At 72.2% G+C, this 17,885-nt stretch carries 18 protein-coding genes; 9 read left to right on the top strand and 9 right to left on the bottom strand.

The annotated features are described in order from the left end of the window. Window positions 1-9 precede the first annotated feature (9 nt). Entirely contained in the window at window positions 10-564 is a 555-nt protein-coding gene (locus tag D1350_RS14945; RefSeq protein ID WP_125776822.1) for a DUF6912 family protein, read from the top strand. Window positions 565-597: 33 nt separating this feature from the next. Here the strand turns inward: D1350_RS14945 and hisN are convergent, their stop codons facing one another. Continuing rightward, a complete protein-coding gene (gene hisN, locus D1350_RS14940; protein ID WP_420807816.1) occupies window positions 598-1,392 on the bottom strand; it encodes a histidinol-phosphatase in 795 nt (264 codons plus the stop codon). Window positions 1,393-1,563: 171 nt separating this feature from the next. Between hisN and D1350_RS14935 the strand changes: the two genes are divergently transcribed. Both D1350_RS14935 and D1350_RS14930 read left to right on the top strand, forming a co-directional pair. Next, window positions 1,564-1,980, top strand: a complete 417-nt coding sequence (locus tag D1350_RS14935) for a VOC family protein (protein WP_125776821.1) — start codon at window positions 1,564-1,566, stop codon at window positions 1,978-1,980. A 39-nt stretch (window positions 1,981-2,019) separates the two neighbouring features. Continuing rightward, entirely contained in the window at window positions 2,020-2,655 is a 636-nt protein-coding gene (locus tag D1350_RS14930) for a DUF6928 family protein (protein ID WP_206074554.1), read from the top strand. A 5-nt stretch (window positions 2,656-2,660) separates the two neighbouring features. Here D1350_RS14930 and rsgA read toward each other — a convergent pair whose 3' ends face one another. From rsgA to D1350_RS14915, 3 genes are read right to left on the bottom strand one after another with little or no spacing between them, the layout of a single operon-like run. Further along, the gene (gene rsgA / locus D1350_RS14925) at window positions 2,661-3,728 is read right to left on the bottom strand and encodes a ribosome small subunit-dependent GTPase A (RefSeq protein WP_125776820.1); all 1,068 of its coding nucleotides are present in this window, start codon (window positions 3,726-3,728) and stop codon (window positions 2,661-2,663) included. A 10-nt stretch (window positions 3,729-3,738) separates the two neighbouring features. Continuing rightward, window positions 3,739-5,061: a 3-phosphoshikimate 1-carboxyvinyltransferase gene (gene aroA, locus D1350_RS14920; protein WP_125776819.1), complete on the bottom strand. Its 1,323-nt coding sequence runs from the start codon at window positions 5,059-5,061 to the stop codon at window positions 3,739-3,741. A gap of 26 nt (window positions 5,062-5,087) precedes the next feature. After that, the gene (locus D1350_RS14915) at window positions 5,088-5,591 is read right to left on the bottom strand and encodes a DoxX family membrane protein (RefSeq protein WP_125776818.1); all 504 of its coding nucleotides are present in this window, start codon (window positions 5,589-5,591) and stop codon (window positions 5,088-5,090) included. A 93-nt stretch (window positions 5,592-5,684) separates the two neighbouring features. Here D1350_RS14915 and D1350_RS14910 point away from each other — a divergent pair, with 93 nt between their 5' ends. Further along, complete coding sequence (locus tag D1350_RS14910) at window positions 5,685-6,500, top strand: sigma-70 family RNA polymerase sigma factor (protein WP_276313754.1); 816 nt, start codon at window positions 5,685-5,687, stop codon at window positions 6,498-6,500. After that, complete coding sequence (rsrA, locus tag D1350_RS14905) at window positions 6,497-6,793, top strand: mycothiol system anti-sigma-R factor (protein WP_125776817.1); 297 nt, start codon at window positions 6,497-6,499, stop codon at window positions 6,791-6,793. Before D1350_RS14910 ends, rsrA begins: the two co-directional genes overlap by 4 nt. 78 nt (window positions 6,794-6,871) lie before the next feature. Here rsrA and D1350_RS24925 read toward each other — a convergent pair whose 3' ends face one another. Further along, window positions 6,872-6,946, bottom strand: coding sequence for a 50S ribosomal protein bL37 (locus D1350_RS24925; protein ID WP_098459088.1), 75 nt, complete (start codon window positions 6,944-6,946; stop codon window positions 6,872-6,874). Between the two features lie 181 nt (window positions 6,947-7,127). On the opposite strand from D1350_RS24925, the gene D1350_RS14900 reads away from it, so the two are divergent. The 3 genes from D1350_RS14900 to D1350_RS14890 are packed head-to-tail and all read left to right on the top strand — an operon-like array spanning window position 7,128 to window position 9,408. After that, window positions 7,128-7,946, top strand: a complete 819-nt coding sequence (locus D1350_RS14900) for a DUF4097 family beta strand repeat-containing protein (protein WP_125776816.1) — start codon at window positions 7,128-7,130, stop codon at window positions 7,944-7,946. Beyond that, a complete protein-coding gene (locus tag D1350_RS14895; RefSeq protein ID WP_125776815.1) occupies window positions 7,946-8,611 on the top strand; it encodes a PadR family transcriptional regulator in 666 nt (221 codons plus the stop codon). Before D1350_RS14900 ends, D1350_RS14895 begins: the two co-directional genes overlap by 1 nt. Then, window positions 8,611-9,408: a DUF4097 family beta strand repeat-containing protein gene (locus D1350_RS14890; protein WP_125776814.1), complete on the top strand. Its 798-nt coding sequence runs from the start codon at window positions 8,611-8,613 to the stop codon at window positions 9,406-9,408. The genes D1350_RS14895 and D1350_RS14890 overlap by 1 nt, the downstream gene beginning before the upstream one ends. A gap of 91 nt (window positions 9,409-9,499) precedes the next feature. Here D1350_RS14890 and D1350_RS14885 read toward each other — a convergent pair whose 3' ends face one another. The 3 genes from D1350_RS14885 to D1350_RS14875 all read right to left on the bottom strand — a co-directional run bounded on the left by D1350_RS14885 (window position 9,500) and on the right by D1350_RS14875 (window position 12,540). Beyond that, window positions 9,500-10,729, bottom strand: a complete 1,230-nt coding sequence (locus D1350_RS14885) for a HupE/UreJ family protein (RefSeq protein ID WP_125776813.1) — start codon at window positions 10,727-10,729, stop codon at window positions 9,500-9,502. Window positions 10,730-10,851: 122 nt separating this feature from the next. Further along, window positions 10,852-11,457, bottom strand: coding sequence for a GDSL-type esterase/lipase family protein (locus tag D1350_RS14880; protein WP_240644118.1), 606 nt, complete (start codon window positions 11,455-11,457; stop codon window positions 10,852-10,854). Between the two features lie 138 nt (window positions 11,458-11,595). Next, window positions 11,596-12,540: an aldose 1-epimerase family protein gene (locus D1350_RS14875; protein ID WP_240644117.1), complete on the bottom strand. Its 945-nt coding sequence runs from the start codon at window positions 12,538-12,540 to the stop codon at window positions 11,596-11,598. 129 nt (window positions 12,541-12,669) lie between these two features. Here D1350_RS14875 and D1350_RS14870 point away from each other — a divergent pair, with 129 nt between their 5' ends. Beyond that, window positions 12,670-13,665, top strand: a complete 996-nt coding sequence (locus tag D1350_RS14870) for an aldo/keto reductase (RefSeq protein WP_125776942.1) — start codon at window positions 12,670-12,672, stop codon at window positions 13,663-13,665. Window positions 13,666-13,753: 88 nt separating this feature from the next. Here D1350_RS14870 and D1350_RS14865 read toward each other — a convergent pair whose 3' ends face one another. Continuing rightward, window positions 13,754-17,518: a multifunctional oxoglutarate decarboxylase/oxoglutarate dehydrogenase thiamine pyrophosphate-binding subunit/dihydrolipoyllysine-residue succinyltransferase subunit gene (locus D1350_RS14865; RefSeq protein ID WP_240644116.1), complete on the bottom strand. Its 3,765-nt coding sequence runs from the start codon at window positions 17,516-17,518 to the stop codon at window positions 13,754-13,756. Window positions 17,519-17,885: the final 367 nt, after the last annotated feature.

The raw sequence follows: 17,885 nt of genomic DNA, 5'->3' as shown, positions 1-17,885 counted from the left end.
ACTGGCCCCATGCGCATCTACGTGCCCGCCACGCTCGACGAGCTGGACTCGGCAGTCGTCACCGACTCGGCCGCTCGCTGGACCCTCGCCCCGCGCGGGGCGCACGCCGTGACGCCCGCGCTCGCCGAGGCCTTCCCCGACGAGGACGAGGAGGGGCTCGAGTACATCGCGGCGCTCGAGGCCGCGTCCGACTCCCTCGCCCTGATCGCCGCCCGCCCGGACGTGCCCCTGCAGCGTGTGGTGGTCACCGTCGAGGTGCCCGACGGCGTCCTGAGCGTCCCGGAGGCGGGCGAGGTGGACGACGACGCCGTCGCGCCCTCCGCGGTGGAGGTCACCCGCGAGGTAGCGGACCTCGCGATCCTGGCGCTGCACGTGGACGAGCCGGTCGCAGCGGGCGACGTGGCGGCCGTCCTGGCCGCCGCCGACGAGGAGAACGACGCGGAGGAGGCCGGTCAGGTGGCGGCGGAGTCGGAGACGGCGCTCGACGAGGCGCTGCAGCGCGTCACCGACCGCGACCTGCTCTGGTACGACTGGAGCGAGGTCCACGAGGTCCCGCGCGCCTGACCCCCGGCCGCGCCGGCCCCAACGCTGCAGCGGTCAGCCGAGGTAGCCCAGCACCTCGTCGTGCAGCGGGCCGTTGGTGGCGACGGCGTTGCCACCCCACGGGCCCGACGCGCCGTCGAGCGACGTGAACCGGCCCCCGGCCTCGATGACGATCGGCACGAGCGCGGCCATGTCGTAGACCTCGAGCTCCGGCTCCGCGGCGACGTCGACCGAGCCCTCTGCCACGAGCATGTACGACCAGAAGTCGCCGTAGCCGCGGGTGCGCCAGCAGGCGCGGGTGAGGTCGAGGAAGCCGTCCAGCTTCCCCCGCTCCTCCCAGCCCGAGAGCGAGGCGTAGCTGAACGAGGCCTCGCCGAGCTTGTCCACGCTCGAGACGGACAGGCGCGACGCCGCGTGGAGCGACTTGCCGGTCCAGGCGCCCGAGCCCTTGGCGGCCCACCAGCGCTTGCCCAGGGCCGGTGCGCTGACCAGGCCCATCACGACCTCGTCGCCGTCGGCGAGGGCGATGAGGGTGGCCCAGACGGGCACCCCGCGCACGAAGTTCTTGGTGCCGTCGATCGGGTCGATGATCCAGCGGCGGGCGCCGTTCCCGGCCGACCCGTACTCCTCCCCGACGATCGCGTCGCGCGTCCGGGCGCGGGCCAGCTGCCCGCGGATGAACTGCTCGGCGGCGCGGTCCGCGTCACTCACGGGGGAGTCGTCGGACTTGTTCTCGACATGGAGGTCGAGCGCCTTGAAGCGCGCCATGGTCAGGGAGTCGACCTGGTCGGCGATCACGTGCGCGAGGCGCAGGTCGTCGTCATAGCTGATCTTCGTCACGGCGGGCACGGGCCACACGGTAGCCGGACGGGACGCTCCGCGGGTGCAGGACAGGGCCGGGTGGGCGGTTTACATCTTTTGTCTTGAAGATTCATCCGGGCCACGGACGCCCGACCCGGCGCACCCCTCGCGCGCGTTCGAACAAGTTAGTACACTTGTTCGAAGAGGCGAGGAGGTCCCATGTCGCACCCCACAGTGATCCCGATGCTCACCTACGCCCACGGCGCCACCGCGATGGACTGGCTCATCGAGGCGTTCGGCTTCGTCGAGGCGGTCCGCTGGCTGGACGACGACGGGCGGCTGTCCCACGGCGAGCTCCTCGCCGGCGACGGCCGGCTCCTGCTGGCCGAGCTGGCGTCCTACGAAGGTCCCACGGCGCACCGGGCGCGCTGTCCGGCGTCGGACGTGTGGTTGTCGACCCCCTGGGTGATCGACGGCGTCCTGGTCGAGGTCCGGGACGTGGACGCCCATCTGGAGCGCGCGCGGGCGGCGGGAGCGGGCCTCCTGTCGGGGATCGAGGACTCTCCCCACGGCCGGCTCTACCGCGCCGAGGACGTGGAGGGCCACCGCTGGATGTTCCTGCAGCCCGAGGCCTGACCGCGCATACTGGGCAGTCCGGACGAAGCGAGGGTGGAGATGGGCGCGAAGACGGCGATGCTGGTGTACGCGGACGGTGGTGTCGCCGAAGCGCTCGGCTCCGCGGCCGGCTATGCCGACGAGGAGAGCGCGGCCGAGCTCCTGACCCTGCTGCACCCGTCGCACCAGATCCGGCCTGACGGCGAGGAGCCGTGGGAGCTCGCCGACGCCGTGTTCCCGCCCGAGGGCCGGGCCTGTGCGCTCTCGGCGCCCACCGTCGACGTGCTGTGCGACCAAGCCCTCATGATCGACCGGCCCTCCCAGCTCCCGGAGCACCTGGTCGCGGCGAGCGCGGGCCGGCGCCTGGTGCTGCACGCCATGCACAGCGTCGTCGACTGGTTCGCCTTCGCGGTCTGGGAGGACGGCGTCCTGGTCCGGTCGCTCAGCCTCGCGCCCGACGACGGGGTCCTCGAGGACCTGGGCGATCGCCTGCCGTTCGAGGAGCCGTACTGGGCCGGGGAGCACCCGGCCTCGCCGTGGTCGCCGGACAGCCCCCCGTACCCCCTCCCGTTCCACCCGCTCGCGCTCGGCGAGCGCGCGCTCCTGGAGCTCTTCGGCTTCTCCCTCGAGGGTGAGGGCGAGGAGCACGCCGTGGATCCCTGGGAGGTCCAGCTGTTCGGCTTCGAGGTGGCCTGAGGCGGTCAGAAGTCCGAGCCGGTGCGGGACCCCAGCAGCCGGCGGAACGAGCCGAGGCGAGCCTGCCGGACCCGCTTCGTCTCCTCGTCCGGTGAGGCCTTGACCCAGTCGTCGAGCGCGCAGTCCGGGGAGTCTTCGAGGTGGGTGCAGCCCCGTGGGCACGCCTCCGCGACCTCGTCGAGGTCCTCGAAGGCACGCAGGAGGTGCGGGACCTCCACGTGCGCGAGCCCGAACGACCGGACGCCCGGGGTGTCGATCACCCAGCCGTCCTGCTCCTCCGCGCCGGGTGCGACGGGCAGCGGCAGGGCGACGGCCGACGTCGACGTGTGACGCCCGCGGCCGGTCACGTCGTTCACCACGCCGATCGCCCGGCGCGCGTCGGGCACGAGCGCGTTGATCAGCGTGGACTTGCCCACGCCGGAGTGCCCCACGAGCACGGAGGTGCGCCCGCGGAGCAGCCCGCGGACCTCCTCCACGGAGGCGGGGGAGAGGTTCACCCGGTCTCCCAGGGCGGCCCCGTCGTCGGACAGCCGCTCCGTGACCACGACCTGGACGCCGAGGGGCTCGTAGAGGTCGCGGAGCACGTCGGGCGAGGCCAGGTCCGCCTTGGTGAGGCACAGGAGCACGTCCATGCCCGCGTCGTACGCGGCGACGACGCAACGGTCGATCATGCCCGTGCGTGGCTCGGGCTGAGCGAGGGCTGTGACGATCACGAGCTGGTGCGCGTTGGCGACGACGATCCGCTCGTACGGGTCGGTGTCGTCTGCGGTGCGTCGCAGGGTCGAGGTGCGCTCCTGGATGCGGACGATGCGCCCGAGGGAGCCTTCCTCGCCCGAGACGTCCCCGACGACGTCGACGAGGTCGCCCACGACGACCCGCGTGCGACCCAGCTCGCGCGCCTTCATGGCGAGCGTCGCGTGGTCGTCGACGAGGAGCGTATACCGGCCCCTGTCCACGCCGGTGACCATCCCCGTGGCGGCGTCCGCGTGCTCCGGGCGCTGCTTGGTCCGCGGGCGGGAGCCGTGCTTCGAGGGACGGGACCGGAAGTCGGACTCGTCGCGTGCTCGTGCCATCAGGAGGCCGTCACTCGGAGGAACCGGTCCCGGCGAGCATGCCGAGCCACATCCCGGTGAAGCCGGGCAGGGTCTTCGCGGTCGTGTCGACGTCCTCGACCCGGAGGCCCGCCACACGGAGGCCGAGGAGGGCCGCGGAGGTGGCCATGCGGTGGTCGGCGTACGTGCGGAAGAGGTCTCCGTGCAGCGGCCGCGGGGTGATGACCAGCCCGTCGCGGGTCTCCTCGCACTGCCCGCCGAGCCGCGTGATCTCGCGCGCCAGGGCCGCCAGGCGGTCGGTCTCGTGACCCCGGAGGTGCGCGATCCCGCGGAGCCGGGTGGGCGAGTCGGCCAGCGCCGCGAGAGCGGCGAAGGTGGGTGCGAGCTCGCCGCCGGCGCGGAGGTCGACGTCGATGCCGTGGATCTCGCCGGTGCCGGTCACCGACAGCACGTCCCCGTCGAGCGAGGCGGTGCCCCCCATCCGGGTGAGCAGGTCCGGAACCATGGCGCCCGGCTGGGTGGTCGAGGCGGGCCAGCCGGGGACCCGCACGGTGCCGCCGGCCACGAGGGCGGCGGCGAGGAACGGGGCGGCGTTCGACAGGTCCGGCTCGACCCGGGTCGTGCCGGCCCGGACCGGGCCGGGCGCGACCTGCCAGATGCCGTCCCGGCTGTCGTCCACGGTGACGCCCGCGGCGCGAAGGGTCTCCACGGTCATCTCGATGTGCGGCAGGCTCGGGAGGGTGGTGCCCACGTGGCGCAGGGTGAGTCCCTGGTCGAACCGGGCGGCGGCGAGCAGCAGGCCGGAGACGAACTGTGACGACTGCGAGGCGTCCACGTCCACGGAGCCGCCGCGCACGTGACCCCGGCCCACGATCGTGAAGGGCAGGTGACCGGGTACCGGGTCGCCGCTCTCGTCGTGCACCGGGACGTCGAGCACGTTCAGGGCCGACAGCACCGGGCGCATGGGGCGGACCCGGGCCGAGGGGTCGCCGTCGAACCGCACGGGCCCGTCGGCCAGCGCCGCGACGGGCGGGAGGAAGCGCATGACGGTGCCCGCCAGCCCGCAGTCCACGGCCGTGTCACCGCGGAGCGGCCCTGGCGTGACGTGCAGGGTGCTGGGCAGGTCGCCCACCTCGACGGAGGCGCCGAGCGCGCGCAGGGCGCCGATCATCAGGTCGGTGTCGCGGCTGCGCAGCGCACCCTGCAGCGCACCCGGCCCGTCGGCCAGGGCGGCGAGCACGAGGAGGCGGTTGGTCAGCGACTTGCTGCCGGGCACGTCGACGCTCGCGTCCAGCGTGCCGCCCGCGAGGGGGGCTTCCCAGGCGGGGGCGGTGGTCGTCGGCGTGTCCGTCATGTGCCGAGGTTATCGTGGCCGACCGCTCAGTCCCCCTTCAGGGCCCCCTTGACCGCCTTCTGCGCGTCCTTTGCGGAGCGGGCCGCCGCCCGCGTCGCCCGCGCGTTCGCCACGCGCCACGAGACGCCGGGCCGGCCCTCGAGGTCGGCGCCCGCGATGAGGGCCGCCCCGATGGCCCCGAGATTCCGGGCGAACCGCTCCGTCCGGGCCGTCCGCTCGTGCTTCGGGGCGGTGAACGGCTGGTTCACGACGGCCAGCGGTACGGTCAGCAGCGCCAACGCCACGGCGGACAGGCGTGGCGCCTTGCCGAGGCCGAGGAGCAGCCCGAAGAACGCGGTGGCGGCGCCGTGGACCCGCACGGCAGCGACGACCTGCTTCTCGCTGAGCGGCGGACCGCCGAGCGCCTGCGTCACCAGGTCCGACCCCTCCCGCGCGGCGCGCACGTGCTCGTGGGGGTTCCGCGCGGCCTGGACCCCGTCGTAGACGTACCAGGAGGCCAGCATCGGCCTCGCCATGTGTCGCAGCAGCATGCCCACCACCCTGGCAGAGGTCGGCCCCGATCGCAGCCCTTCCGCGCCGACCGCGGGAATGTCGCGCGGCGCGTCGCCGTTCTACGGGGCGTGATGCCAGCTCTCCAGACCGCCGGCGCACCGGTCACCACCGGTGTCGCGACACCCGCGGTGCCCCTGTTCTCCGTGCCGGACCCGTTCCCGACGCCGCACAAGAGCGACGTCACAGTGGACTCGCGGGACGCGGCCTGGCGCGCACGGCTAGGCTCGACGGCGATGACCGAGAACCCGGTGGACCCTGCGCCCACGGACGACGAGGACACGGACCGTTCCCCCACAGGGGAGGACGCCGCTGCCCGTGGCGTGCGCTTCGAGCGCGACGCGCTGCAGTACCTGGACCAGCTCTACTCGGCGGCCCTGCGCATGACGCGCAACCCGGCCGATGCCGAGGACCTCGTGCAGGAGACCTTCGCGAAGGCCTTCGCCGCGTTCCACCAGTACCGCCCGGGTACCAACCTGAAGGCGTGGCTGTACCGCATCCTCACGAACACCTTTATCAACAGCTACCGCAAGAAGCAGCGCGAGCCGCAGCAGTCCCAGGCCGAGGAGATCGAGGACTGGCAGATCGCGCGGGCGGCCTCGCACACCTCGCAGGGGCTGCGCTCCGCCGAGGCCGAGGCGCTCGACCGCCTGCCGGACTCCGACGTGAAGCGCGCTCTCGCCGAGCTTCCCGAGGATCGCCGCATGGTTGTCTACTACGCGGACGTCGAGGGCTTCCCTTACAAGGAGATCGCGGAGATCATGGGGACACCGATCGGCACGGTGATGTCTCGGCTTCACCGCGGGCGACGGCAGCTGCGTGAGCTGCTGGCCGACTACGCGACCGAACGAGGACTTGTGGCGACCAAGGCGCCCGGAGGTGGGCAGTGAACGAGCAGGAGCAGGACGGCAGCCAGGCCGTCGAACCGATACCGCACGACACGGCGGGCAGCTCGGAGTGCGAGCACGCGCTCGGGCACCTGTACGAGTACCTGGACTCGGAGATGACGCCGGACGACGAGCTGCGGATGCGGGCCCACGTCGCGCACTGCTCCCCGTGCCTCGCGGAGCTGAGCGTCGAGGAGCTGGTGAAGCAGCTCGTGAAGCGCTCCTGCCACGAGCGGGCGCCCGAGACGCTGCGGCTGCGGATCCGCGAGCAGCTCACCGGGATGACCGCCACCTGATGGCATGACGAAGGGCCGGAACCTCAAGGTTCCGGCCCTTTCGCGTACGCGAGCGGTGCGGCCTGGTGGCCGACCGGCTCAGGCGTTGGGACGACGACCGTGGTTGGCGGCGTTGCCCTTGCGGCTACGGCGCTTGCGACCGCGCTTGCTCATAGCTGTCTCCTGACAGGTGACCGGATGTATTCGTCCTATCGTCCCACACGGCACCCCCGCGATCGAACCTGAGGGGTTGTCAGCGGACAAGACGCGATATAACGTGTCTCTCGGAACGCGATATATCGCGTGGGTCGCGGGAGTCGCACCCTGCAAGATCGCACCCGACAGAGGAGCCGGCATGCCGAACGAGACCTGGACCGTCGACGGGCCGCAGACCATCGAGCTCGAAGGGGTCACCGACCTTGCCGCCCACGTGGTCTCCGGGCGTCTGGACGTCGTGGCGCACGACGAGCCGGTGGTCCGCATCGAGGTGCACTCCCTCGACGGCCGCCCGCTCAACTTCCGCCGCGAGGGCGGCAAGCTCAGCTTCGGCCACGAGACGCTGACCGGCTGGCAGTCGTTCCTCGCCAAGTTCCGCGACTTCGCCGGGCGCGCCTCCGCGGACGTCCACGTCGCGGTGCCACGGGGCACCGTGGTGCGGATCGGCACCATCTCCGGCGAGGGCCTGCTGGCCGGGACCACTGCGGGGGGCAAGGCCTCCACCGTCTCCGGGTCGCTCATCGTCACGCGCACCAGCGGGCCGCTCAAGGTCTCCACCGTCTCGGGCGACATCACGGTGCGCGACCATGACGGCAACCTGACGATCGGCACCGTGTCCGGCGAGGTCGCGTTCAGCGGCTCGGCGGAGGAGGTGTCGTCCACCTCGGTGTCCGGCGGGATCACGCTCGACCTCACCACGCAGCCGCGGCGGATCAAGGCGAGCACCGTCTCCGGCGAGCTCATGGTGCGGGTGCCCGACGCGGGCGCCGTCGACGTCAACGTCTCCGGCATCGGCGGCCGTGTCACGGTCGGCGGGTACCAGGTCAGCGGCGGGGGCACCGTCCGGTCCACCCGCCCGGCGCAGACGCAGCTGAAGGTGTCGTCCGTCAGCGGCGACGTCACGGTCCTCGACGGCGACCACGTCGCCCCGGACGTCGCCCCGGACGTCGCGGTCTGATGCCCCCCGTCTTCGCCCACGGCGAGCTGCGCCTGTACCTCCTGGCGCTGCTGGTCGCGGGTCCGCGCCACGGATACGAGCTGATGACCGAGCTCGCCGAGCGCTTCGGCGGTACCTACCGGCCCAGCGCCGGCACCATCTACCCCCGGCTGGCGCGGCTCGAGGAGGAGGGCCTGGTCCTCCGCTCCGACACAGGGCGTCGGACCACCTACGAGCTCACGCCCCAGGGACGAGCCGAGGTCGCGGCGCGCTGGGAGGACATCCGCCGGCTCGAGAGCAGCGTGGCCGAGACGGTCCGCGCCCGGGCGGACGCCCTGCGGGCGGACATCATGTCCACCATGAACGGCCTGCGTGCCGAGCTCGCCGCGGCGGCGCAGGAAGCCCGTGCCCGGCCGCGGCCCGGCCCCGACGTCCCGCCCGACCCCGCCCGTGCGGGCTCCTACGCCCTCCGTCAGGAGGCCGAGATGCTCGTCCGCCGGTTCCGTGACGACCTCCTCACCGACCTCCGGGAGGCCGACGTCGCCGGCGCCGTGTCCGCCCTCACCCTCGAGACCCTGCGGACCGTGCTGGGATCCGCACGTGCCGCAGTCCGCGCCACGCTGCCCGCAACGCGTGGTGGCACCAGAATGGCCCCAGACCAGAACCCCACGAACGGAGCATCCTGATGAGCACCGAGTCCTGGAGCGTCGCCGCCCCCCAGACCATCGAGGTCGCGGACGTACGCACCCTCACCGTCCGCCTCACCAACGGCCGTGCCGAGGTGGTCGCCGACCCGAACCGGACGTCCGGCGCCCTCGTCGAGGTCCTCGACGTGTCGTCCCGGCCGCTCCAGGTGCTCGCCGAGCACGGGAGCCTGAGGATCGCCTACGACTTCCCCGGGGTCGAGGGGTTCGTGGACCGGTTCCGCGGCCTCAAGGACCAGGACGCCGCGACCATCCGGGTGACCGTGCCCGTGACGTCGTCGGTCGACGTCGCCGGCGTGGGCGCCGAGGTGGTCGTCACGGGCGCGCAGGGCCGCACGCAGGCGCGGACCGTCAGCGGAGCCCTCAACGTCCTCGGTACCACCGGCACCCTGGCCGTGAAGTCCGCGTCCGGCGCGATCACGGTGAGCGAGCACTCCGGTGACGTCACCGTCGCCACGATCTCCGGCTCGGTCGCTCTCTCGGGTGCGCTCGGCCGCGTCACGGTGAACGGGGCGTCCGGCTCGGTCGACGTGACAGCCCAGGGCACCACGCCGCTCGTGACCGCCAAGACCGTGTCGGGGGCGATCGGCGTGCACCTCGACGGCGGCTCGAACGTCAACGTCCGGGCGCGCAGCGTCACCGGCAAGGTGATGATCGACGGCGCCCCGGCTGCCTCCAGCGCCCAGCGCACGGTGGTCGTGGACCACGCCGAGCCGGGTGCCGCGGCCTACGTGTCGACGAGCACGGTGTCGGGCGCGGCGTCGGTCACCCGCGGCTGATCTCCGAGCGCCGAGGTAGTGCGCTGGTCCGGTGTCTCCACGCCCTTTGGCGGGCAGGCGCCGGACCAGCGCACTACCTCGGCGGATCGCGTCACGCGAGGAGCCGTTCCGCCGTCCAGAAGAGTCCCGTCGCCACGATGGCCGCCGTCGCCAGGCCGAGGGTCCACCGCGCGGCCCGCGGTGCCCGGCGGCGCAGCAGCGCGACCAGCGGGAACACCACCGCGACGATCCCCAGCTGCACGGCCTCGATCCCCACGTTGAAGGCCAGCAGCGACCACAGCAGGTCCCACGACCAGCGCTCGTCGATGCCGAGCGCCCCCGCGAAGCCGAGCCCGTGCAGCAGCCCGAACGCGAAGACGACGGCGAGCCGGGTACGGGGGGCGGCCGGACCGCCGTCGGGCGCCGCTGTGGCTGTACGCCCGACCGGCTCGGCGTAGCGCCTGCCCCACCGCCGGAGCTCCGGCCACAGGCTCGCCCCCGCCACCACGGCGATCGACAGCGCGATGAGCGGCTCCACCACGGCGCCCGGCACCTGGACCACCCCCAGCGCCGCCAGGAGGAACGTGACGCTGTGCGCGGCGGTGAAGGCCGTGGCGGTCCACACCACCTCGCGGAGGGTCCGCGCGCCGACGACGAGCGCGAGCAGGAACAGCAGGTGGTCGGGCCCGAGGTAGAGGTGCTCGGCGCCCAGCAGGAAGAACTCCCCGAGCTGCTTCAGCAGCCGGTTCTCCCCGGTCACGACCTCAGGGTGGTCGGCTGTCAGCGCGGCCGAGCCGTGCTCGCCGTCGAGCGAGAACTCCACGATCGTGCGGGTCGAGTGGACAAAGCTCTCCGCGTCCGGGAAGAGCGCCGACCACACGGCGTGCGAGCCCTCCGGCTCGCCGTCGCACGCGAAGGCGACAGGCAGGTGCGCGTAGACCACCTCGCCCCGCTCCACGAGCGAGGCCTCGCCCACGTCGGGCTCGCACGGCGCGTCGCGGTACCTGACGCCGAACCGCGCCGTGACGTAGCCGGCCACGGCGTCCGCGTTGGTCTCGAGCTGCCGCTGCTGCTCGGCGGGCCCCGTCGCCTCGTACGCCTCGGCGGTGAGCCACGCGGACTTCATCAGGAGGTCGTACTCGAGGTCGAGCGTGACGTCGACGTCGGCCCCCGAGCCGGCGCGCACCTCGGCGAAGGCGGTGCTGGTCACGTCGTGGGCGGCAGCCGGCTGCCCGACGGCGGCGGTGCCCGCCACCGCGGCGAGCGTCACCAGGGCGGTGGTCAGGAGGGCACGGAGGCGGGCGCGGAGGGCCGGGCGGGGCAGCGGACGGGGAGCGGGCACCGCGTCAGGTAACACGGCGCCGGACCGGGCGATCAAGCCACGACCGCCCGGTCCGCCCACTGTTCATCGAGTGTTCCGCCGCCTGTTGCCTCGGGCGAGGAACCCCGCCTCGGGCGAGAAGCTCAGCCCTCGTCGTGCGGGAGGCCCAGCCAGGCGTGCCAGCCCGTGTGCAGCACGAGCCACGCCATGAGGCCGTAGCCCGCCTGGCCCGGGTAGGTGCTGCCGTTCTGCGCCAGGTCCGCCAGCCACTGCTCGTGCGCCGCGAGCGGCGTGAACGTGTCGACGTACGGGACGCGGCGCCGGCTCGCCACATCCGCGAACGCGTCCGAGAGCTCGAGGATGCGGTCACCGTCCTCGGGCCGCCCGGGCGGCGGCCCGACGACGAACGCGGGGATCCGGTGGGAGTCGGCCACGTCGAGGATGTTGGCAAGGTTCAGGCGCGACCGGGCGACGGACAGGTTGGAGGCCACGTCGTGCCGGCCGAGCGCCACGACGAGGCGGTTCTCCACCTCACCCTCGGGGCCGAAGCGCGCCGCGGTCTCGCCCTCCCAGCGGGCGCTCAGCTGGGTGGTGGTCTCGCCCGGGATAGCGAGCGAGAACACCATGGACGGCCGGTCGAAGTGCGTGCGCGCCACGACGCGGCCGGTCCAGCCGAGCGCACGGGCGTCGCCCACGCCCACTGCCAGCTCGTCACCGACGACGCAGATGCGCACCTCGCGTTCCTGCACGGACCTCTCCTTGCCTCGCTCGGCCGCCTGTACCCGACACCGGGGACGGCCGGTCCCATTCTCAGGTACTGGGGAGCGACGACCTGGGATTTCGTGACGCGCGCCGCGGTGCGCGAGGACACGCTACCGGAGCGTCACTCACCGGACGGTGATGCCCCATCGCACCTCGTGGGTGGCTCCGGGCGCGAGGCGGACCAGCCGGTCGCCGCTGACGAACGCGTCGGCGGCGCAGCTCATAGGCTCCACGGCCATGCCCATGCGCCGGTAGTCCGGGTCGATGTGGTCGCCGGAGCAGATCTGCCACACGTCCATGGAGTCGTCCATCCACACGGCGACGGTGCGGCCGTCAGGCCCGGTGAGCGTGCCCCAGGAGAGGCCGTCGGCGTCCCGGACGGCGTCCACGTACGCGTCGTCCAGGTCGAGCCCGGTCGCCGTGCGCGGCTCGCGCAGGTCGAAGTCGCCCGCGGCGGGCTCGGTGCCGGTCGGCAGGAGGCGGTCGTCCGTGGTGACGCGCGTCACGGCGTCGAGGTGCACGGTGCACTCGTCGAGCGGGGCGCCCCCCGTCGAGAGCCACGGGTGGAACCCGGCACCGTAGGGAGCGGTACCGGTGCCGACGTTCGTGGTGGACAGGCGGATCTCCAGCCCGGCGTCGGACAGGGAGTACCGGATCCTCGAGACGATCTGGAACGGGTAGCCGGGGCGCGCGGCGAGCGCGAGCGCGAGCTCGACGAACGAGCCCTCGTGCGCCACGACGGTCCACCGCTCCCAGGCCGCGAGGCCGTGCAGCGCGGTGTTCCGGGCCACCTCGGTGATCGGCAGCTGGAGCGGCTTGCCGTCCACCTCGTAGGCGCCGTCGCGCAGGCGGTTCGGCCACGGCAGCAGCACCGCACCGTTGTAGACGGGGTTGATCTGGTCCGCCGAGAACGGGACGACGGCGTGCCGGCCGTCCACGACGTATTCACGGAGGGTGGCGCCCACCTCGGTCACGGTGGCGCGGTGTGCGCCGTGCGCGATGCGGTACTGGTCGCCCGACGGGTGCGGTGCGCTCTCCACGTCCGGGAGAGCGGGGTCTGCGGTAATCACACTCACACCGTAACGGGTAAGCCCTTTCGCCAGGCGCCACGTAGCGTAGGACAGCAGACTGGCCTGGACGTCCGGCTCTGTGCCGGGCCCCCCGCGGGCGCCCTGCCCGCACCACAGCATGGAGGAATGATGGAAAAGCAGGTTCTCGGACGGACCGGCCGGCTCGTGCCGGTCGTGGGCCTGGGCACCTGGCAGCTCGGCGCGGACTGGGGCGAGGTCAGCGAGGCGGACGCTCGCGCCGTCCTCGACGCGGCGCTGGAGTCCGGCGTCACCTTCTTCGACACCGCGGACGTCTACGGCGACGGCCGCAGCGAACAGGTGATCGGCGCCTTTCTCAAGAGCCACCCCGATGCCGGGATCACGGTTGCCACGAAGATGGGCCGTCGTCTGCCGCAGAAGCCGCAGAACTACGTCCTGAAGAACTTCCGGGAGTGGACCGACCGGTCCCGGCAGAACCTCGGGGTCGAGCGCCTCGACCTGGTGCAGCTCCACTGCCCGCCGACGGCCGTCTACTCCAAGGACGAGGTCTTCGACGCGCTCGACACCCTCGTCGAGGAGGGCGTGATCGCCCACTACGGCGTGAGCGTCGAGAAGGTCGAGGAGGCGCTGACCGCGATCGCCCGTCCCAACGTGGCGAGCGTGCAGATCATCCTCAACGCTTTCCGCCTCAAGCCGCTCGAGCAGGTGCTGCCGGCGGCGTCGGCGGCCGGCGTGGGGATCATCGCCCGGGTGCCGCTGGCCTCGGGCCTGCTCTCCGGCCGCTACACGCGCGAGACCACCTTCGCGAAGGACGACCACCGCACCTACAACCGGGACGGCAGCGCGTTCGACGTGGGGGAGACCTTCTCGGGTGTGCCCTACGACGTGGGCGTCGAGGCGGCCGCTCGCTTCACCGAGCTCACCGAGCAGAGCCTCGGTGGGGAGCTCACGCCCGCCCAGGCCGCGGTCGCGTGGGTGTGGCAGCAGCCGGGCGTGTCCACGGTCATCCCGGGCGCGCGGAACCCGGAGCAGGCGCGGGCGAACGCCGCGGCCGGGAGCGCCGGCACCCTCGGCCCGCTCTTCACGTCGGGCGTGCGGGAGGTCTACGACGAGCTGATCTCGAAGCACGTGCACGACAAGTGGTGACGTAGCCACCCGGGCGGACGACGAACGCCGTGGTCACCTTCCGTACGGAAGGTGACCACGGCGTTCGTCGTCGTCGGCCCGGAGCGCGTCAGGAACGCGCGGCGAACGCCTGCTCGATGAGCGTGGCCTGCTGTGCCTGGTGCCGCTTGGCCGTGCCGGCCGCCGTCGAGGCGGACGCGGGGCGCGAGACGACCTTGACGTACGGGACGTCCATCGGCAGCGCCATGTGCACGAAGGACCAGGCGCCCTGGTTCTGCGGCTCGTCCTGGACCCAGCGGATCTCCGCGTTCGGGTACTTGGCGAGCTCGGCGCGGATCTGCTCCTCCGGGAACGGGTAGAGCTGCTCCAGGCGGACGATCGCCACGCCTGCGTCGCCGCGCTTGGCGCGCTCGGCGATCAGGTCGTAGTACACGCGGCCGGTGCAGACCAGCACGCGGTCCACCGACGCCGCGTTCGCGGTGGTGTCGGCGAGGACCGGCTCGAACGTGCCGTCGGTGAAGTCCTCCACCGCCGAGGCCGCGGCCTTGAGGCGGAGCAGCTGCTTGGGCGTGAACACCACCAGGGGGCGGCGCGGACGCTGGTACGCCTGGCGGCGCAGCAGGTGGAAGTACGACGCCGGCGTGGACGGCTGCGCCACCGTCATGTTGTTCTGGGCGCACAGCTGGAGGAAGCGCTCGATGCGGGCGGACGAGTGGTCCGGCCCCTGGCCCTCGTAGCCGTGCGGCAGGAGCATGACGACGGACGACGACTGCGCCCACTTCTGCTCGGCCGACGAGATGAACTCGTCGATGACCGTCTGGGCGCCGTTGACGAAGTCGCCGAACTGCGCCTCCCACAGCACGAGCGCGTCGGGGCGCTCCACCGAGTAGCCGTACTCGAAGCCGAGGGCCGCGTACTCCGACAGCGAGGAGTCGTACACCCAGAACTTCGCCTGCTCGTCGGACAGGTACAGGAGCGGGGTCCACTCGGCGCCGGTGTCGCGGTCGTGGAGCACCGCGTGACGCTGCACGAACGTGCCGCGGCGCGAGTCCTGGCCCGCGAGGCGCACCGGGGTGCCCTCCATGAGCAGCGAGCCGAAGGCCACCAGCTCGCCGAAGCCCCAGTCGATACCGCCCTCGGTGGACATGACCTGACGCCGCTCGAGCATCTGGGCCAGCTTGGGGTGGATCGTGAAGCCCTCCGGCGGGGAGGTGTGGACCTGGCCCACACGCTGCAGCACCGCGGGGGAGACGGCCGTCTGCCAGCCCACCATGGTGCCGGCGTCCTCGAGCTGCGACTCCGGACGCTCCAGGCCCTTGATGTGCTCGGTCTGGGGCGCCGGGGTGAACCCGGCCTTGGTCTCCGTGAAGACGCGCTCGAGCTGCTGCTGGTAGTCGGCCAGCGCGTGCTCGGCCTCCTCCACGGTGATGTCGCCGCGGGAGACGAGGTTCTCCGTGTACAGGGTCCGCACCGAGCGCTTGGCCTCGATGAGGTTGTACATGAGCGGCTGCGTCATCGAGGGGTCGTCGCCCTCGTTGTGACCGCGGCGGCGGTAGCAGATCATGTCGACGATCACGTCGCGGCCGAACTGCTCGCGGTAGTCGAACGCCAGCTCGGCGACGCGCGCGCACGCCTCCGGGTCGTCGCCGTTCACGTGGAACACCGGGATCTGGTAGCCCTTGGCCACGTCCGTCGCGTACGTCGTGGAGCGCGACGACATCGGGCCGGTGGTGAAGCCGACCTGGTTGTTGATGATGACGTGGATGGTGCCGCCGGTGCGGTACCCCCGCAGCTGCGACAGGTTCAGCACCTCGGGGACCACGCCCTGGCCGGCGAAGGCCGCGTCGCCGTGGACCAGGATCGGCAGCACGGAGAAGCCGTCGTTGCCCAGGTCGATGCGGTCCTGCTTGGCGCGGACGATGCCCTCGAGCACCGGGTCCACCGCCTCGAGGTGCGACGGGTTCGCGGCGAGGTAGACGCGCGTGGTGGCGCCGGTCTCGGCCGTGAACACGCCCTCGGTGCCCAGGTGGTACTTGACGTCGCCGGAGCCCTGGACGCTCTTCGGGTCCAGCTGGCCCTCGAACTCCTTGAAGATCTGGGCGTAGTTCTTGCCGGCGATGTTGGCCAGCACGTTGAGGCGGCCGCGGTGGGCCATGCCGATGCCGACCTCGTCGAGCCCGCCCTCGGCGGCCTTCGACAGGATCGTGTCGAGCAGCGGGATGAGCGACTCGCCGCCCTCCAGCGAGAACCGCTTCTGGCCCACGAACTTGGTCTGGAGGAACGTCTCGAACGCCTCGGCGGAGTTCAGGCGGCGCAGGATACGCAGCTGGTCCTCGCGGGGCGTGCGGGCGTAGCCGGACTCGAGACGCTCCTGGAGCCAGGTGCGCTGTGCCGGGTCGGCGATGTGCATGTACTCGAAGCCGATGGTGCGGCAGTACGAGTCGCGCAGCAGGCCGAGGACGTCGCGCAGCGTGGACTTGGGGCGGCCGCCGAAGCCGCCCGTCGGGAACGTCCGGTCCAGGTCCCAGAGCGTGAGGCCGTGGTTCTGGATGTCCAGGTCGTGGTGCTTGCGCTGGCGGTAGGCCAGGGGGTCCGTGTCGGCCATGAGGTGGCCGCGCGAGCGGTACGACTGGATGATCTCGGCGATCTTGGCGGGCTTGGCCGCCTCGACGTCCGCGTCCACCGTGTTGTCGCGCACCCAGCGGACCGGCTCGTACGGCACGCGCAGGGCGGCGAACACCCGGTCGTAGAAGCCGTCGAGGCCGAGCAGCTTGCCGGCGAGGACCTTGAGGAACTCGCCGGACTGCGCGCCCTGGATGATGCGGTGGTCGTAGGTCGACGTGATCGTCAGGACCTTCGACACGCCCATGCGGGCCAGCTGCTCCTCGGACGCGCCCGCGAACTCCGCGGGGAAGTCCATGGCGCCGACGCCGATGATGGTGCCCTGGCCCTGCATGAGCCGCGGCACGGAGTGGACGGTGCCGATGCCGCCCGGGTTGGTCAGCGAGATCGTGGTGCCCTGGAAGTCCTCGACGGTCAGCTTGCCGCCGCGGGCCTTGCGGACCAGCGCCTCGTACGCCGCCCAGAACTGGGCGAAGTCGAGCTCGTCGGCCTTCTTGATGCTCGGCACGAGCAGCTGGCGCGAGCCGTCCGGCTTGGCCAGGTCGATCGCGAGGCCGAAGCCGACGTGCGCGGGCTGGACGATTCCCGGCTTGCCGTCCACGAGCTGGAAGTGCGCGTTCATGACCGGCATGTCGGCGAGGGCCTCGACCAGGGCGTACCCGATGAGGTGCGTGAACGAGATCTTGCCGCCACGGCCACGCTTGAGGTGGTTGTTGATGACGATGCGGTTGTCCACCATGAGCTTGGCGGGCACCGCGCGCACCGATGTGGCGGTCGGGACCTCGAGGGAGGCCTCCATGTTCGTGACGACGCGCGCGGCGGGGCCGCGCAGCTTCTCCACCGCGTCGACGGCGGCGTCGTCGTGCGGCTTGCGCTTCGCGGTCGCCACGTCGGCATAGTCGGCGGTGGCGGGCTGCGCCGTCGCGACGACGATCTTGCTCAGCGCGGCGTTCACGGTCGGGTCGGCCGGCAGGACCTGCTCGCGGGGGCGCTGGGCCTCCTCAGCGGCGGCGGTGCCGGGAGAGGGCTTGGTGGCCGACGCCGTACCGTCAGCGGGTGCACCGTCCTGGGCAGGCGCGGGAGCGCCCTCGGACGGAGCTGCCGGGGCCGGTCGTGCGCTGCCGTCGCCCCCCGGGGTGTAGTTCTCGAAGAACTCCCACCACGCGGGATCGACCGCGTTCTTGTCCTTCAGATACTGCTCGTAGAGCTCGTCCACGAGCCATTCGTTGGCTCCGAACGACGAGCTCGACACGCTGATCGACTCTGAACCAGCCTTCGGGGACACGCGCGGATCGCCCACCTTCACCACATTGCACTCTGCTAGGGAGTGCGGTCGTCGAATGTATCGTTCTCAGTCGTGCTCCCGCGGTGCGGTCGCACGTTGTCCAAGCCGTTCAAGACTAGGCCCTCACGGCCTGTGATAGGGCGTCCCAGGCGAGTTCGTCAGGCGCACGGAACCGCACATGGTGACACTTCGTCACGATTTCTGAACGCCCGGCAAAACCCCGGCAATGCGCGGACGATTTGTCCTCTACCGCGGGTGATGGCTTGCCCGTGGCCTGCTAGCGGTTCGTCGTGCGCCTGTGACGGAGATCACGGGAACCGGATGGTGCCCTGCG

The organism is Antribacter gilvus (assembly GCF_003946865.1).
Lineage (GTDB): Bacteria > Actinomycetota > Actinomycetes > Actinomycetales > Cellulomonadaceae > Antribacter > Antribacter gilvus.
This window is presented reverse-complemented; position numbering and strand designations above follow the sequence as displayed.